Source organism: Affinundibacterium danionis, from assembly GCF_042432465.1.
Taxonomy (GTDB): Bacteria; Pseudomonadota; Gammaproteobacteria; order Burkholderiales; family Burkholderiaceae_D; genus Undibacterium; species Undibacterium danionis.
Genome location: NZ_JBHLXJ010000009.1, coordinates 476535 through 491168, shown reverse-complemented (window position 1 = coordinate 491168; position 14634 = coordinate 476535). Strand labels below are relative to the sequence as shown.

Sequence of the window (14634 nt, the reverse complement as noted above, 5' to 3'; positions counted from 1 at the left end):
CCGCTTTTTATTTTTAGAACTTATTTAGTCCAGAGGAGAAAATCATGGGTCAATACATCGCTCCATTACGTGATATGCAATTCGTTTTACATGAATTGTTGGGAGTAGAAGCAGAGTTAAAAGCACTGCCAAAATACGAAGAAATTGATGCCGACATCATCAATCAAGTGATGGAAGAAGCGGGCAAATTTTGCTCAGAAGTGATTTTTCCCTTGAATCATTCTGGCGACCGCGAAGGCTGCCATCATGATAAAGCGACGCACTCAGTAACGACACCAAAAGGCTTTAAAGAAGCTTACAAACAATACGTTGAAGCTGGCTGGCCTGCCCTCTCATGCGATCCAGAATATGGCGGTCAAGGTTTGCCATTAGTCATGAACAATTCATTGTATGAAATGATGAATTCTGCGAATCAGGCGTGGACTATGTACCCAGGTTTGTCTCACGGTGCTTACGAATGTTTGCACGAGCACGGCACACCAGAACAAAAAGCACAGTTCTTGCCAAAATTGACCTCAGGCGAATGGACAGGCACGATGTGCTTGACCGAGCCACACTGCGGTACCGATCTCGGCATGTTGCGTTCTAAAGCAGAGCCACAAGGCGACGGCACTTACAAAATCACCGGCGCGAAAATCTTTATCTCTGCTGGCGAACATGATTGCGCAGACAATATCATTCACTTGGTACTAGCGCGTTTGCCAGACGCACCAGAAGGCTCCAAAGGTATTTCTTTGTTCCTGGTACCAAAATTTTTGGTGAATGCAGATGGCAGCTTAGGTGCACGTAATCCTATCTTCTGCGGCGCAATCGAAGAAAAAATGGGTATTCACGGCAACTCCACTTGCCAAATGAATTTGGATGGCGCAGTCGGTACTTTGATCGGTCAACCACACAAAGGTCTGAACGCGATGTTCGTGTTCATGAATGCCGCACGTTTAGGCGTTGGCATGCAAGGTTTAGGCTTGACCGAAGTTGCTTACCAAAATGCTTTAATCTACGCAAAAGATCGTATTCAAATGCGTAGTTTGTCTGGTCCTAAAGCACCAGATAAGCCAGCCGATCCAATCATCGTTCACGCTGACGTGCGTCGTATGTTATTGACGGCAAAAGCATGGGCCGAAGGTGGTCGTGCCTTGTGCTCACACGCAGCAATTTTGCTGGATAAAGAATTGAATCATCCAGATGAAGAAGTGCGTAAAGAATGCGCCGATGAAGTCGCTTTGTTGACACCGATCATCAAAGCCTTCATCACCGACAACGCATGGACAGCGACTTCTGAATGCTTACAAGTCTACGGTGGTCATGGTTACATCGCTGAATGGGGCATGGAACAATATGTACGTGATGCACGTATTAATTTGATCTATGAAGGTACCAACACTGTGCAATCTTTGGATTTGTTAGGTCGTAAAATTTTGCAAGACAATGGCGCAAAACTGCGTAAGTTTGGCGCTAAAGTTCAAGCATTCGTGGAAGAGAATGGCACGGATGAAGCGATGTCTGAATTCGTTACACCACTGGCTGACTTGGGCGATAAATTGACCAAGTTGACGATGGAAATTGGCATGAAGGCCTTCCAAAATCCTGATGAAGTGGGTGCAGCTGCAGTTCCTTACTTGCGCGTTGCAGGTCATTTGGTCTACAGCTACTTCTTCGCACAAATGGCGAAGATCGCTTTGGCAAAACAAGATTCTGGCGATACCTTCTACAAAGCCAAGTTAGCGACAATTCGTTTCTACTTTGCGCGTTTGTATCCAGAGACAGCGATGTTGATTCGCCAAGCACGTTCTGGTTCTGCGAATTTGTTGTCCTTAGAAGCCGAATTATTCTAATTGTTGTTAAGCCCCCTCTCCCGCAAGCGGGAGAGGGTTGGGGTGAGGGTGGTTGAGAAAGATAGAGTTTATTTTTCTCGAATCGAACAAGCAATCAGCAAGTAATAATTGTTGCGTATGCCGAACTTCCCTCACCCCTGCCCCCTCTCCCGCTTGCGGGAGAGGGGAATGAATGTAGATCAATTGTTTTGAACTACCCCCAACCAAGTTTGAATTTCATGTAAAGGTTATCCAATGCCTAATTTCATCGTCAAAAAAGTCGCCGTCCTCGGCGCTGGTGTGATGGGAGCGCAAATTGCTGCGCACTGTGTCAATGCCAAAGTTCCAGTCGTTTTGTTCGACCTGCCAGCGAAAGAAGGTCCGAAAAACGGTATCGTTCTCAAAGCGATTGAGAACCTGAAAAAACTCAACCCAGCACCACTAGGCGACAAAGACGATGCAGCCTTGATCGAAGTCGCTAACTACGAAGACAACCTCGACGTTTTAGCTGGCTGCGATTTGATCATCGAAGCGATTGCAGAACGTATGGATTGGAAACATGATCTGTACAAGAAAGTCGCACCGCACATTGCACCAAACGCGATCTTCGCTTCTAACACTTCCGGTTTGTCGATCACCGCTTTGTCTGAGGGCTTTGACGCTGGTTTGAAGGAACGTTTCTGCGGCGTGCACTTCTTCAACCCACCACGCTATATGCACTTGGTTGAATTGATCCCAACCGCGGCGACACGTTCCGACATCCTCGATCAACTCGAAGGCTTCTTGACCACGACTTTGGGTAAAGGCGTAGTTCACGCGAAAGACACACCGAACTTCATCGCCAATCGCGTTGGTATCTTCGGTATGCTGGCCACGATTTATCAAGCAGAACAATTTGGCTTGAGCGTTGACGTAGTCGATGATTTGACGGGTAAAAAATTGGGCCGCGCGTCGTCTGGTACTTTCCGTACGGCAGACGTAGTTGGTCTCGACACCATGGCGCACGTGATTAAAACCATGCAAGACAACTTGCAAGATGATCCTTTCTTCGCTGTCTACAAAACACCAGAAGTCTTGGCGAAATTGGTGGCTGCAGGTACTTTGGGTCAAAAATCGGGGGCTGGCTTCTACAAGAAAGTCGGCAAAGATATTCTGCGTTTAGATTTCGCCAGCGGTGAATACGTTCCAGGCGGCGCCAAGGCGGATGACTTGGTCGGTCGCATCTTGAAGGAAAAAGATCCTGTCAAGAAGATGAAATCTTTGCGTGAGTCGACCAATAAACAAGCGCAATTCTTGTGGTCCATCTTCCGTGACGCATTCCACTACATCGCGATTCACGGTGCAACGATTGCGGACAATGCACGCGATATCGACTTCGCCATGCGTTGGGGCTTTGGTTGGAATGTCGGTCCATTCGAAACATGGCAAGCTTCGGGTTGGCAGCAAGTCGCAACTTGGGTCAAAGAAGATATCGACGCAGGTAAAGCACTGTGCGCAACGCCATTGCCAGCTTGGGTATTTGAAGGCCCAGTGGCAGACAAAGGCGGCGTACATACATCAGAAGGTTCTTGGTCTATCAGCCGCAGCACCTTCGTTCCACGTTCGAACTTGGCGGTCTACGGTCGTCAAGCATTCCGCGCTCCTGTCTTGGGCGCTGGTGCAGAAACAGGCGCGACCGCTGGCGTGACTTTCTTCGAAGATGATTCCGTCCGTATCTGGCATCAGAACGATGATGTCTTGATCTTGTCCTTCAAGACCAAGATGCACGTGATTGGCCCAGGTGTGGTCGCAGGTATGGAAAAAGCGATTGCCGAAGCTGAGAAGAACTTCAAAGGCTTGGTGATCTGGCATGCCGACGCAGCTGAAGGCGGTGCTTTCTCTGCTGGTGCAGATTTGCAAGCAATGTTGCCATTGTTTATGTCTGGCGGCGTGAAAGCGATCGAACCAGCCGTATCACAACTGCAAAACGCACATCAAGCATTGAAATACGCCAATATTCCTGTGGTGGCTGCGGTCGCTGGCTTGGCACTCGGCGGCGGTTGCGAATTGATGATGCACGCAGCAAAACGCGTCGCAGCACTCGAATCGTATATCGGTTTAGTTGAAGTTGGCGTGGGCTTGGTTCCAGGCGGCGGTGGCTTGAAAGAAGCTGCGGTACGTGCAGCCAAAGATGCGAAAGGTACTGACCTCTTGCAATTCTTGAAGAACTACTTCACGAATGCCGCAACGGCGAATGTATCGAAATCTGCTTTGGAAGCACAGAAAATGGGCTACCTCGGTCAAGACGACGTTATCGTTTTCAATGCCTTCGAATTGCTGCACGTCGCAAAAGTCGAAGCACGTGCCATGTTCGACGCAGGCTATCGTGCACCGATGCGCAAGTTGGTGCCTGTGACAGGCCGTCACGGTATCGCAACAATCGGCGCGCAATTGATCAATATGCGTGATGGTGGCTTCATCTCTGCACATGACTTCAAACTCGGCAAGATGATTGCGGAAGTCGTTTGTGGTGGCGATATCGACAATGGCAGTTTGGTCAGCGAACAATGGTTGCTTGACATGGAACGCAAAGCGTTTATGGAATTGTTGAACCATCCAAAAACACAAGAGCGCATCATGGGCATGATGCAAACTGGCAAACCAGTACGTAACTAGTAAGCAAAAAAGACTAAAGGCAAAACCTCTCAACACAGAGACACAGAGACACCGAGAAAAAGCCATGAGAAAGCTTTCACTCAGTCTCACGCAACGATGCGTTGTGAGGTTAAAGAAGTTTGATCGAACCAAAACCTTATCAAAGTAGATTGACCCAGTTTCACAGTTCGTAAGAAATGATTTTCTCCGTTTCTCCTCTGTGTCTCCGTGTCTCTGTGTTGAGAGGTTTTAAGGTTTTTGTGATGGACAAGGCATCACTACTCTACGAGGAAGAAGATAATGACTACTCAATTACAAGACGCTTATATTGTTGCGGCGACTCGTTCTCCTATTGGTAAATCCGGACGCGGCTTTTTCCGCAATACTCGTCCTGATGACTTGCTGGTTGGTGTATTGAAATCTGCTTTGGCACAGGTGCCAAATCTCGATCCGAAGCTGATCGAAGACGCGATTGTTGGCTGCTCCTTCCCAGAAGGCGCACAAGGTTTGAACTTGGCACGTATGAGCGTGCTGTTGGCAGGTTTGCCAAACACCATCGGTGGCGTAACGATTAACCGTTACTGCGCTTCTGGTATCACGGCAGTGGCAATGGCAGCGGATCGCATTCGCGTTGGCCAAGCGGACGTCATGATCGCGGCGGGTGTGGAATCCATGTCCATGGTGCCGATGATGGGTAACAACCCATCGATGAACATGGCGATTCTCAAAGACGAAAATGCCGGTATCGCTTACGGCATGGGTTTGACGGCAGAGAAAGTCGCGGCGCAATGGAAAATCAGCCGTGAAGCGCAAGATGCCTTCGCTTTGCAATCCCATCAACGTGCATTGGCTGCGCAAGCGGCTGGTCATTTTGATGCCGAGACCACGCCATTCGAAATCATTGATCGCGTACCGAATTTGGCAACTGGCGAAATCGAACTCAAAACACGTACCGTAAATCGCGACGAAGGTGCGCGTCCAGATACGTCTTTGGAAGGTTTGGCAAAACTGAAAGCAGTCTTTGCTGCTAAAGGTTCTGTGACAGCAGGTAACAGCTCACAAACTTCTGATGGCGCCGGTGCTTTGATTTTGGTGAGCGAAAAAATCCTGAAGCAATTCAACCTGACACCATTGGCACGTTTTGCTTCCTTCGCAGTACGCGGCGTACCACCAGAAATCATGGGTATTGGCCCGAAAGAAGCGATTCCTGCAGCGTGTAAAGCAGCGGGCATCACACAAGACCAAATCGACTGGTTCGAATTAAACGAAGCGTTTGCTGCGCAATCTTTGGCAGTGGTTCAAGACCTTGGTCTCGACCCAGCGAAAGTGAATCCTATGGGCGGTGCGATCGCTTTGGGTCACCCATTGGGCGCAACAGGTGCGATTCGCTCTGCGACGACTATCCATGCTTTGCATCGCAATAATTTGAAGTACGGTATGGTGACGATGTGCGTCGGCACCGGTATGGGCGCTGCTGGTATTTTCGAGAGAATGTAATTTGTTTACCGCATAAATCCTGTCTCAGGGCGCATCGCGGCGTCGATGTTAGAAATACGATGCTCGTAATATCGACATATTGCTGCGCTTCGCGCCTTGCGCTGCATCCCTGAGCTGAAATTTCTACGGCAAACAAGACTCCAATTTCGAAGTTGGAACTCATTAATTGTAGGGCGGGTGAAACCCGCGCGGCTTTGGTGCTTGATGAGCATGCGGCGCGAGTTTCACCCGCCCTACTAATTCTCAACACAGAGTAATCGTGGAGAAAAGCAAAGATGTTTTATTGCCTTTCTCTGTTTTTGTTTTTCCTCAATACCTCCGCGCCCCTGTGTTGAGAGGTTTTGACTTTCATGAATAATCAAGGAAAACCATGGAAATTCTGACCAGCATCAATGACGGCATTTTGACGATTAACTTCAATCGCCCAGAAAAGAAAAACGCGATCACGTTTGGTATGTATGAAGCGATGGCGAATGCGATCAATGCAGCGAATGACGATAAAAACATCAGCGTAATTTTGATTACTGGCAAACCGGAAATTTTCACTGCAGGAAATGATCTTGAAGACTTTATGAAACACGCTGGTAGCTTGGCCTCGTCTGAAATGCCGCCTGTGTATCAATTCATGCATGCCTTAAACGATGCGCAGAAACCGGTGATCGCTGCGGTCTCTGGTGGTGCGGTTGGTATCGGTACGACCTTACTGATGCATTGTGAGTTGGTGTACGCGGCAGACAATGCGAAATTCTCTATGCCGTTCACACAATTGGGCTTGTGCCCAGAGTTTGCATCTAGCATGGTTTTACCGCAGATCGCAGGCTATCAACGCGCAGCGGAAATGCTGTTGTTGGGTGAAGCGTTCAACGCACAACAAGCGTATGAAATGGGCTTAGTGAATAAAGTATTACCGCTCGAAGAATTATTGCCGTATGCAGAAAAGCAAGCTGCGAAAATCGCCGCCTTGCCAGCCAAATCCATACGCTTGACCAAGAGCTTGATGAAGGCAAATCAACCCCAAGCGATTCGCGACAAAATGAATGAAGAGAACGCCCATTTCGGCGCAATGCTATCGCAACCAGAAGCACGGGAAGCCATGATGGCGTTTTTCCAAAAACGTAAACCGGATTTCAAGCAGTTCAATTAATTTTCTACCCATCGTTGTAAATCGATCTTCGTAGCTGGCGGCTACAGTAAGGTAAAAAGAGAAGTCTGTTTATAGACTTCTCTTTTTTTTGTATTTTGTCCAATGTCGTGCTATCCATATCTTGCCAAGGTACGGCAGCAAACCACCCCACCAAAAAATCCAACAACGCTCTCACTGCGGGCGATAAATGTTTACGCGAAGGATAGAGCGCGTAAATCGACATTTCAGGTAAATCCCATTCAGGCAAAATTTGTTGCAAACGTCCGTCACGCAAATAGGGATTGGCTAAATAGGTCGGTTGTAATGCTATACCACCGCCCGCCAAACAGGCCTGTAACAAGGCGGTTGCTTCATTCGCACTAAAGTAACTACCGACGCTCACTTGTTCTTGCACTTCACCGCGACGTAATGTCCAAATACTCTTGCCAAAATTAGCATAACTTACGCAACGATGTGCGCTTAAATCAGCGGGGATTTGCGGCTCAGCATGCTTCGCCAAATATGCCGGTGAGGCAACTAGGACTGAACTACACGGTGCCAAAACTCGCCCAATAAGTGTGGGATCAGGCGCTGCGCTGATGCGGATTGCCAGATCAACACGTGCTTCGACCAGATTTAAAGCACCCTCACTCGCGTTCAAATCAATTTTTAATCGCGGATGCATACGCAAAAATTCGACAATCGCTTTCGCTAGTTGTGCATAACAAAGCGAGATACTACAGGTGATACGAAGTTGTCCACGTAGTTCGCCATCATGATCGCTGGTTTCTTCCTCAACATTTTCCATCAACGCTAACATTTGCTGACAGCGACGCAGGCAATTTTCGCCAGCATCGGTCAAAGTCACGCTGCGCGTGGTTCGCTGCAATAATCGCGCAGCCAACCATCGTTCCATTTCACCGACATAGCGCGTCACCATCGCGCGCGACATCTCTAACTTTTCCGCCGTAGCACTAAAGCTGCCACTGGTGGCGACTTCGACAAAGACTTGCATTGCAGTCAATCTATCCATGATTTGCTCGAATTAAGAAATATTTATGCGCAATTTATGCGGTTTATCTGCGCGATATTAGCAACTATAGTGCAATCCAACGCATTGCTGCGTACAACTTTCAAATTAAAGGAACTCATCATGATTCGCACTAACTTTATCACCAGCACAATTGCCGCCACCCTCGCTATCAGCTTTGGTACAGCACAAGCGGCACCAGCCAGCAATAAAGCGCCATTGACAGTCAAAATCTACAACGCCAGTAACACCAGTTTTAACGTCAACTCGACACTGATCTACGGTGAAAAAGAAGCGATGGTAATTGATGCTGGTTTTACCCGCGCAGACGCGTTGCGTATCGCCGCCAATGTGCTTGATAGCGGGAAGCAATTGACCACCATCTATGTTAGCCAAGCCGATCCAGACTACTACTTTGGGGTGGAAACTTTGAAAGAATTTTTCCCACAAGCACAGGTTGTAAGCACACCCGCGGTGCTCGAAAAACTGAGCGCAAAGATGGCGGGCAAAGTGGCGTTTTGGGGTCCAAAAATGGCCTCGAATGCACCCCGCACGCCAGTGACACCACAAGCCTTAACGACGAACAGCATCACACTAGAAGGTCAAACTATTGAGATTCGCGGCACCACAGGTCTGTTGGCACACCGTCCTTATGCTTGGATTCCATCGATCAAAACCATCGTTGGTAATATCGCGGTCTTCGGCAATATGCATGTGTGGACTGCCGATACACAAAGCCAGGCTGAACGCGCTGCGTGGATCACACAATTAGATGAAATGGCTGCCTTAAAACCAGAATTGGTCGTGCCAGGTCACATGAGTGCAGGCACAAGCGTTGACACTAGTGCGATCAGCTTTACCAAAAATTACTTACTGACTTTTGAAAAAAATCTCGCGACAAGTAAAGACGGCGCGACACTCATCAACGCCATGAAACAATCTTTTCCGCAATTGACTGAAGGCGGCATGTCGCTGGATATCGGTGCCAAAGTAAATAAGGGTGAGATGAAGTGGTAAGCAAGAAAGTCTAAGCAGCTTTACTGCACTATGCGGCTAGACAACCAAACATATAGCTTAAAGCTCGGAGATTCTCCGGGCTTTTTTATTGTTCCAAATTCACTCCACATTCTCTCCACAAATCCTATCTATGATCCAAACATACATTATGCACGATGCGTCAGCACATGTTGTCGAGCAATCGATACCAAGAATTTCATTTCAAATTATTTCATTTCAAATTATTCCTTACAGGAGGACACTCTATGCACCTATACAAACTCCTATCTACTTTACTAATCGCAAGCACATTAAGTAGCGTGACTCTTGATGCAAATGCACAAGCACAAACGCAAACTCAAATCCCAGTGCATCACTCCTACGTCATGAAATTAGATCGCTGGGGCAATACCGTCTATCAAAGTGTCGAGCTCGACGAGCTAGATGGCAAACTCAGCGGTTATATCGATCGCGATCCTATCGTCGGTATTCGTACAGGCGACAGCTACATTTTTACAGCAACTGCGGCGGATAAGACGACTTATATTTATCGCGCCAAAATGACTTCAGAAGGTTTGAAAGGCATCGCCGACTTCCCAGATAGTAATCATCCCAAAATGCGGGTTCAGCATGCATTTAGTGCAAACAAAATTCCTCTGCGTATCAACAAAAATCCCCACACCTATCACTATGTTCCTACCTCGTATTCCAACACATTTTCACCGGATCGCACACCTGTGTTGACGATCTGGTCGGGCGATACAGTTCAAACAAAAACGATCGATTCTGGCGGTGTCGATGAACACGGTACAACCGTGGCTTTATATGGCAATCCACAAACCGGCCCTTTCTATATTGCCGATGCGGATATTGGCGATGTGCTGGCGGTTCATATTAAGCGTCTGCGCCTCAATCGTGATTACGCAGACAGCTTGGACATGATCGTACATAAAGCCCAAACCACACGCTTAGCATCGCGAAGCGCAGAACTAGGACAAGCGATACGTTGGAAACTTGATTTAGAACATGGCCTAGCCAGTCCAGACACGACAAGTGAAAAACTAAAAAATTTCAATGTCCCCGTTAAACCTATGCTAGGTGGTTTGGCCGTCGCGCCAGGTAACGGCATGCCGGCCATATCGACCGGCGATGCGGGCAATTTTGGTGGCAATATGGATTTCAATGAAGTGGTCGAAGGCAACACCGTATATCTCGCAGTCAATCAGCCTGGCGCTTTACTCTATCTCGGCGATGCACATGCATTACAAGGCGATGGCGAAACCTCGCAATACGCATTAGAAACCTCTATGGATGTGGAATTTAGTGTCGAGGTAATCAAACACAAGCAGATAGCCATGCCACGGGTAGCATCTCCGACTCACATCATGACTTTAGGGCAAGCTGGTTCTTTAGATGAAGCACTCAAACTTGCCACCAGCGGCATGACGCAATGGTTAGCGGAAGACTACGGCTTAAGTTTGTCCGAGAGCGCGCAAATTCTTGGTACATCAGTGGAATATCGTGTAGTCAATCTGGCTGGGCGTAGCGTAGGGCTGGCAGCCAAATTAGATAAGCGTTTACTAAAAAACATAAAAATAAAAGGAAAATAATTTGCTTTCACCTAGGGTCTGTTAACATTTAAATCGGGAGGTGGGTTCAAGCCAAAAGGTGGGATGGCAAGGCGCAGTTCGCCGCCGAGGCTGGTGCCTCGGCAAGAGCTGAAATAAACCTCGCGCTGTCCATCGCGCGTTTTGGATTGAACCCTTCGGGAATGGGTAAAACGGGCACATGGCGTTGTTGCAAGTCGCTTACAGTGCTCGCACTGCGGCGCGCCTTGACGCCTAGCCCTGTGCCCATTTTTTCGCATTCGCACTCCCGATTTAAATGTTAACAGACCCTAGCGGCATGTGATCATGCACAACAAAAATTACACAAATATTTTTGTAAGAAGATGAAGAACAAAGCCGCACAATACCAATAAGGCATAAAACAAATACACTGGTGATGATTAAATCTAATTAATTGGTAGAGGTGGAATCGAACTAATTACCTACTTGCGGTATCCTATAGGCCAGTCCGATTTCCCTCCGATTGTCTCTTTTAATCAGCGCCCATGATACTAAAATCCATTTCACCGAACCGCCACTCGGCACTACGCCGCACTCTTCTGGCAAGCTTGACAGCAATCGCTTTAAGTAGCACCGTCCAAACCACATTCGCCGCCAACGAACTCGGCCCCAGTATCACGAAGGCGCCCAAATTAGTGTTGGTATTAGTGGTGGATGGCCTCCCCAACGAACAAGTACAACGCTATCGCCATCAGTTCGGCGAAGGTGGTTTCAAGCGTTTGTTAGAACAAGGGGCATGGTTCGGTAATGCGCATCAAGCGCATGGTGTGACGGTCACTGCGGTAGGTCACGCCGCGGTATTGAGCGGTGCCTATCCTTATCAACACGGGATCATCGGCAACAATTGGTTAGACCCGCAAACGCTGACTTCAATTTACTGCACCGAAGATACCCAACACACGTATTTAAACGAAGATACCAAAGCCAGTGATGGCACGTCGCCAGCCAATTTGAGAGTCAGTACGGTCGGTGATGAATTACGTTACGCAACAGGCAATCAATCGAAAGTCATTACCGTATCCGGGAAAGATCGCGGTGCAATTTTGTTAGCAGGTAAAACCGGTACCGCCTATATGCTGATGAAAAAATCGGGTAACTTCGCCAGCAGCACTTACTACATGCAAAACTATCCCGAGTGGCGTCAAAAATTTGTCGCTGGCAAGCCGCAGGATCAATTCTATGGCAAACAATGGATGACCTTGCTGCCCGATGCGGCCTATCAAGGCGATGCTTCGGATGACATCGTTGCACCCGCTGACACCTCCAGCAGCAAACGGTTTCCGTATACCTACGACAGCAAGTCAGGCAAACCCGATGCCGAATATTACGAAAAATTATTCACTGGCCCCTACGTCGATGAACTGACCTTAGACTTTGCCAGAGCTGCTATCGATGGCGAGAAGCTTGGCCATAATCCAGCCGATGTCACGGACATCTTAGGGGTAAGTTTATCCAGTCATGACTATGTCAATCATACTTGGGGACCAGAGAGCAAAATGTCGCATGATCACTTGCAACGTTTAGATCGCTTACTCGCAAAATTCTTGAACGACGTAGATAAAAAAGTAGGACTGGATAACACCTTGGTAGTGCTAACAGCCGATCACGGTTTCGCCAACGTACCTGAGTTTTCACAAAGTATGAAACGTGATGCGTATCGGCTTGACGGCAGCAAAATGCTGCTTGCGTTGAATCAGCATTTACAAGAAAAATTTGGCGTAGAAAAATTAGTACGTAAATGGTCGGCACCGCATTTCTTCTTAAACTACACGGTGGCAGAAGCAAAAGGTATTACCCGTACAGATTTAGAAAATGCAGCCGCTCGTTTCTTGTTGAGCTATAAAGGCGTTGCGAATACTTTTACTCGCAGCCAATTTGAAAACGGCATGGTGCCTAACGACAGAATCAGTCGTTTAATGCAGCGAGGCTGGAATAAACAATTGTCCGGTGATGTCAGCGTGGTGATTAAACCGTTTTGGTATTTTGGTACTACGCCGGCGGGCACTTCACATGGCTCACCTTACGCATATGACACCAATGTACCTTTGATCTTCATGGGTAAACCCTGGATTAAAGCCGGCGCCTATAGTCAATATGCGGAAGTAGTCGACATCGCATCCACCTTGTCGCATTTACTGCGGATAAGAATGCCATCGGGTGCTGAAGGTCGCGTGTTAAGCGAAACGCTGAAGTAACTTAAGATCATAGCGTATAAAAAAAGCCGCAAAACCTAAACGGGTTTTGCGGCTTTTTAATTTATACCATCTACAAAAATTATGCCTGGCGATAATTATCCAACATACGATAATTCCGCGCATACATCGCGAATAAACCCGCTGCGCATAGACAGAATCCGGCGAAGAAGAACATCTGGAAGGCCGTCACACTCAGCCCCAGCGATTGGATATATGCGGTAACCGCTTCTCCTTTCACACTAGAATTCGCCAGCAGAACCCATAGATTGCCGACCGTCACCGACAAATACCAGAAGCTCGTAATCACGCCTTTCATAGAAATCGGCGCTTGACTATAAGCGAACTCCAAGCCTGTCGCAGAGACTAAGACTTCACCAAAGGTCATCAAAGCGTAAGGAATGATTTGCCAGACAATAGTGATAGGATCGCCACCATCAATTTCCAATTGCAAACCGCCAACCACGATCCAAGCTAAGCCTGTCGCGGCAATGCCTGTGCCCATGCGACGCAAAGAAGTAACTTTAACGCCGCCCCGTGCAAGCAAAGGATAAAGTACAAAATTATTAAACGGGATTAAGATCATCACCAACAATGGATTCAAGGCTTGCATCATGGACGATTGAAACCATTCTGGCTTCGTCATGTGATCTGCCTGCAATACCCAAGTCGAGGCCTTTTGATCGAATAAAGACCAAAATGGTGTAATCAAGGCGAACAACACTAAAAGACGTAATACATTACGCACGCCATCAATCGCTTCGTCAGGATGTATGCCACGTACACGCTCTAACTGCATCCATGCCCCAACACCACCAAAACCCATGACCAGAACAAGGGCAGAACACAAAGCGGCGACTACACCAATTTGTGGGATAAAAAATAAACCAGCGATCGATAATGCAAACCCTAATAGCGTCAACCACAAACCCGGACGGCTTTGGGTGCGGGTAACGCCTTGCGATAAGATTGCGCTGCGTATCACAACCAAAAACGCGTGTGGATCATTACTAACCGGCTCTACGCGTACGTATTTTTTTCTTCCCAACCAAAAAACAAACGTAGCAATAAACATCAAAATACCAGGAATACCAAAAGCCACGCTGGCACCAAAATGTTTCAAAAATACTGGCATCAGCAAGGATGCGAAGAAGGAACCAAAATTAATGATCCAGTAAAATGCGTCGAACACCTTCTGCGCCAAGGAACGATTGCTTTGATCGAATTGATCGCCGATAAATGAAGCGACCAAAGGCTTAATACCGCCAGAACCTAGTGCGATTAAAAACAGACCTGTATAAAAGCCTGTCATGTTATGTTCAAACATCGCCAAACAAGCATGACCTGCGCAATACACCAAGCTCAACCACAAGATGGTATTGTATTTACCAAAAACTCGGTCAGCCAACCAGCCACCCAGCAAGGGGAAAAAGTACACGCCGATGACGAAGGTGTGGAAAACGTTTTTAGCCTCACCTTTGCGCAACTCCTCAGGAATCGACAGCAGCAAACTGGTCATTAAAAACACCGTCAGAATATTGCGCATACCGTAAAAACTAAAACGCTCGCAGCCTTCGTTGGCGATGATGAAGGGAATTTGCCTCGGCATTTTAGGCGCATCAGCAGCAGTAGAATTCACTGCCGTACTATTATTTATACTCATATTTTTTCACCCACATTAAAAATTGCTATGCTAAATAACTTCTAGCTTACATAGCTC

The 14634-nt window shown here is 47.6% G+C and carries 9 protein-coding genes; 7 read left to right on the top strand and 2 right to left on the bottom strand.

Annotated elements, in window-relative coordinates; all coding sequences use genetic code 11:
* Positions 1–44 precede the first annotated feature (44 nt).
* From ACFFJH_RS10295 to ACFFJH_RS10280, 4 genes are all read left to right on the top strand, one after another.
* Positions 45–1835, top strand: a complete 1791-nt coding sequence (locus ACFFJH_RS10295) for an acyl-CoA dehydrogenase C-terminal domain-containing protein (RefSeq protein WP_390212215.1) — start codon at positions 45–47, stop codon at positions 1833–1835.
* A 234-nt stretch (positions 1836–2069) separates the two neighbouring features.
* Positions 2070–4469 carry a 3-hydroxyacyl-CoA dehydrogenase/enoyl-CoA hydratase family protein gene (locus ACFFJH_RS10290; RefSeq protein ID WP_390212213.1) on the top strand — a complete coding sequence of 800 codons (2400 nt, stop codon included), beginning with the start codon at positions 2070–2072 and terminating at the stop codon, positions 4467–4469.
* Positions 4470–4748: 279 nt separating this feature from the next.
* On the top strand, positions 4749–5945 hold the full coding sequence (locus ACFFJH_RS10285; protein WP_390212211.1) for an acetyl-CoA C-acyltransferase: 1197 nt from the start codon (positions 4749–4751) through the stop codon (positions 5943–5945).
* A 370-nt stretch (positions 5946–6315) separates the two neighbouring features.
* Complete coding sequence (locus tag ACFFJH_RS10280; RefSeq protein ID WP_390212209.1) at positions 6316–7089, top strand: enoyl-CoA hydratase; 774 nt, start codon at positions 6316–6318, stop codon at positions 7087–7089.
* Between the two features lie 4 nt (positions 7090–7093).
* On the opposite strand, the gene ACFFJH_RS10275 is transcribed toward ACFFJH_RS10280, so the two are convergent.
* Positions 7094–8101 (bottom strand): LysR family transcriptional regulator, encoded by a 1008-nt coding sequence (locus tag ACFFJH_RS10275; RefSeq protein ID WP_390212207.1) that lies wholly within the window; start codon positions 8099–8101, stop codon positions 7094–7096.
* A 120-nt stretch (positions 8102–8221) separates the two neighbouring features.
* Here ACFFJH_RS10275 and ACFFJH_RS10270 point away from each other — a divergent pair, with 120 nt between their 5' ends.
* The 3 genes from ACFFJH_RS10270 to ACFFJH_RS10260 all read left to right on the top strand — a co-directional run bounded on the left by ACFFJH_RS10270 (position 8222) and on the right by ACFFJH_RS10260 (position 12917).
* The gene (locus ACFFJH_RS10270) at positions 8222–9115 is read left to right on the top strand and encodes an MBL fold metallo-hydrolase (protein WP_390212204.1); all 894 of its coding nucleotides are present in this window, start codon (positions 8222–8224) and stop codon (positions 9113–9115) included.
* A gap of 245 nt (positions 9116–9360) precedes the next feature.
* Complete coding sequence (locus ACFFJH_RS10265; RefSeq protein ID WP_390212202.1) at positions 9361–10704, top strand: acetamidase/formamidase family protein; 1344 nt, start codon at positions 9361–9363, stop codon at positions 10702–10704.
* 503 nt (positions 10705–11207) lie between these two features.
* Complete coding sequence (locus ACFFJH_RS10260) at positions 11208–12917, top strand: alkaline phosphatase family protein (protein WP_390212200.1); 1710 nt, start codon at positions 11208–11210, stop codon at positions 12915–12917.
* Between the two features lie 79 nt (positions 12918–12996).
* Here ACFFJH_RS10260 and ACFFJH_RS10255 read toward each other — a convergent pair whose 3' ends face one another.
* Positions 12997–14577, bottom strand: coding sequence for a POT-type proton-dependent oligopeptide transporter (locus ACFFJH_RS10255; protein WP_390212198.1), 1581 nt, complete (start codon positions 14575–14577; stop codon positions 12997–12999).
* Positions 14578–14634 lie beyond the last annotated feature (57 nt).

Excerpts from the sequence above, each read along its gene's own strand:
- ACFFJH_RS10295 (WP_390212215.1), top strand. The coding sequence starts at position 45 with ATGGGTCAATACATCGCTCCATTACGTGATATGCAATTCGTTTTACAT.
- ACFFJH_RS10290 (WP_390212213.1), top strand. The coding sequence starts at position 2,070 with ATGCCTAATTTCATCGTCAAAAAAGTCGCCGTCCTCGGCGCTGGTGTG.
- ACFFJH_RS10285 (WP_390212211.1), top strand. The coding sequence starts at position 4,749 with ATGACTACTCAATTACAAGACGCTTATATTGTTGCGGCGACTCGTTCT.
- ACFFJH_RS10280 (WP_390212209.1), top strand. The coding sequence starts at position 6,316 with ATGGAAATTCTGACCAGCATCAATGACGGCATTTTGACGATTAACTTC.
- ACFFJH_RS10275 (WP_390212207.1), bottom strand. The coding sequence starts at position 8,101 with ATGGATAGATTGACTGCAATGCAAGTCTTTGTCGAAGTCGCCACCAGT.
- ACFFJH_RS10270 (WP_390212204.1), top strand. The coding sequence starts at position 8,222 with ATGATTCGCACTAACTTTATCACCAGCACAATTGCCGCCACCCTCGCT.
- ACFFJH_RS10265 (WP_390212202.1), top strand. The coding sequence starts at position 9,361 with ATGCACCTATACAAACTCCTATCTACTTTACTAATCGCAAGCACATTA.
- ACFFJH_RS10260 (WP_390212200.1), top strand. The coding sequence starts at position 11,208 with ATGATACTAAAATCCATTTCACCGAACCGCCACTCGGCACTACGCCGC.
- ACFFJH_RS10255 (WP_390212198.1), bottom strand. The coding sequence starts at position 14,577 with ATGAGTATAAATAATAGTACGGCAGTGAATTCTACTGCTGCTGATGCG.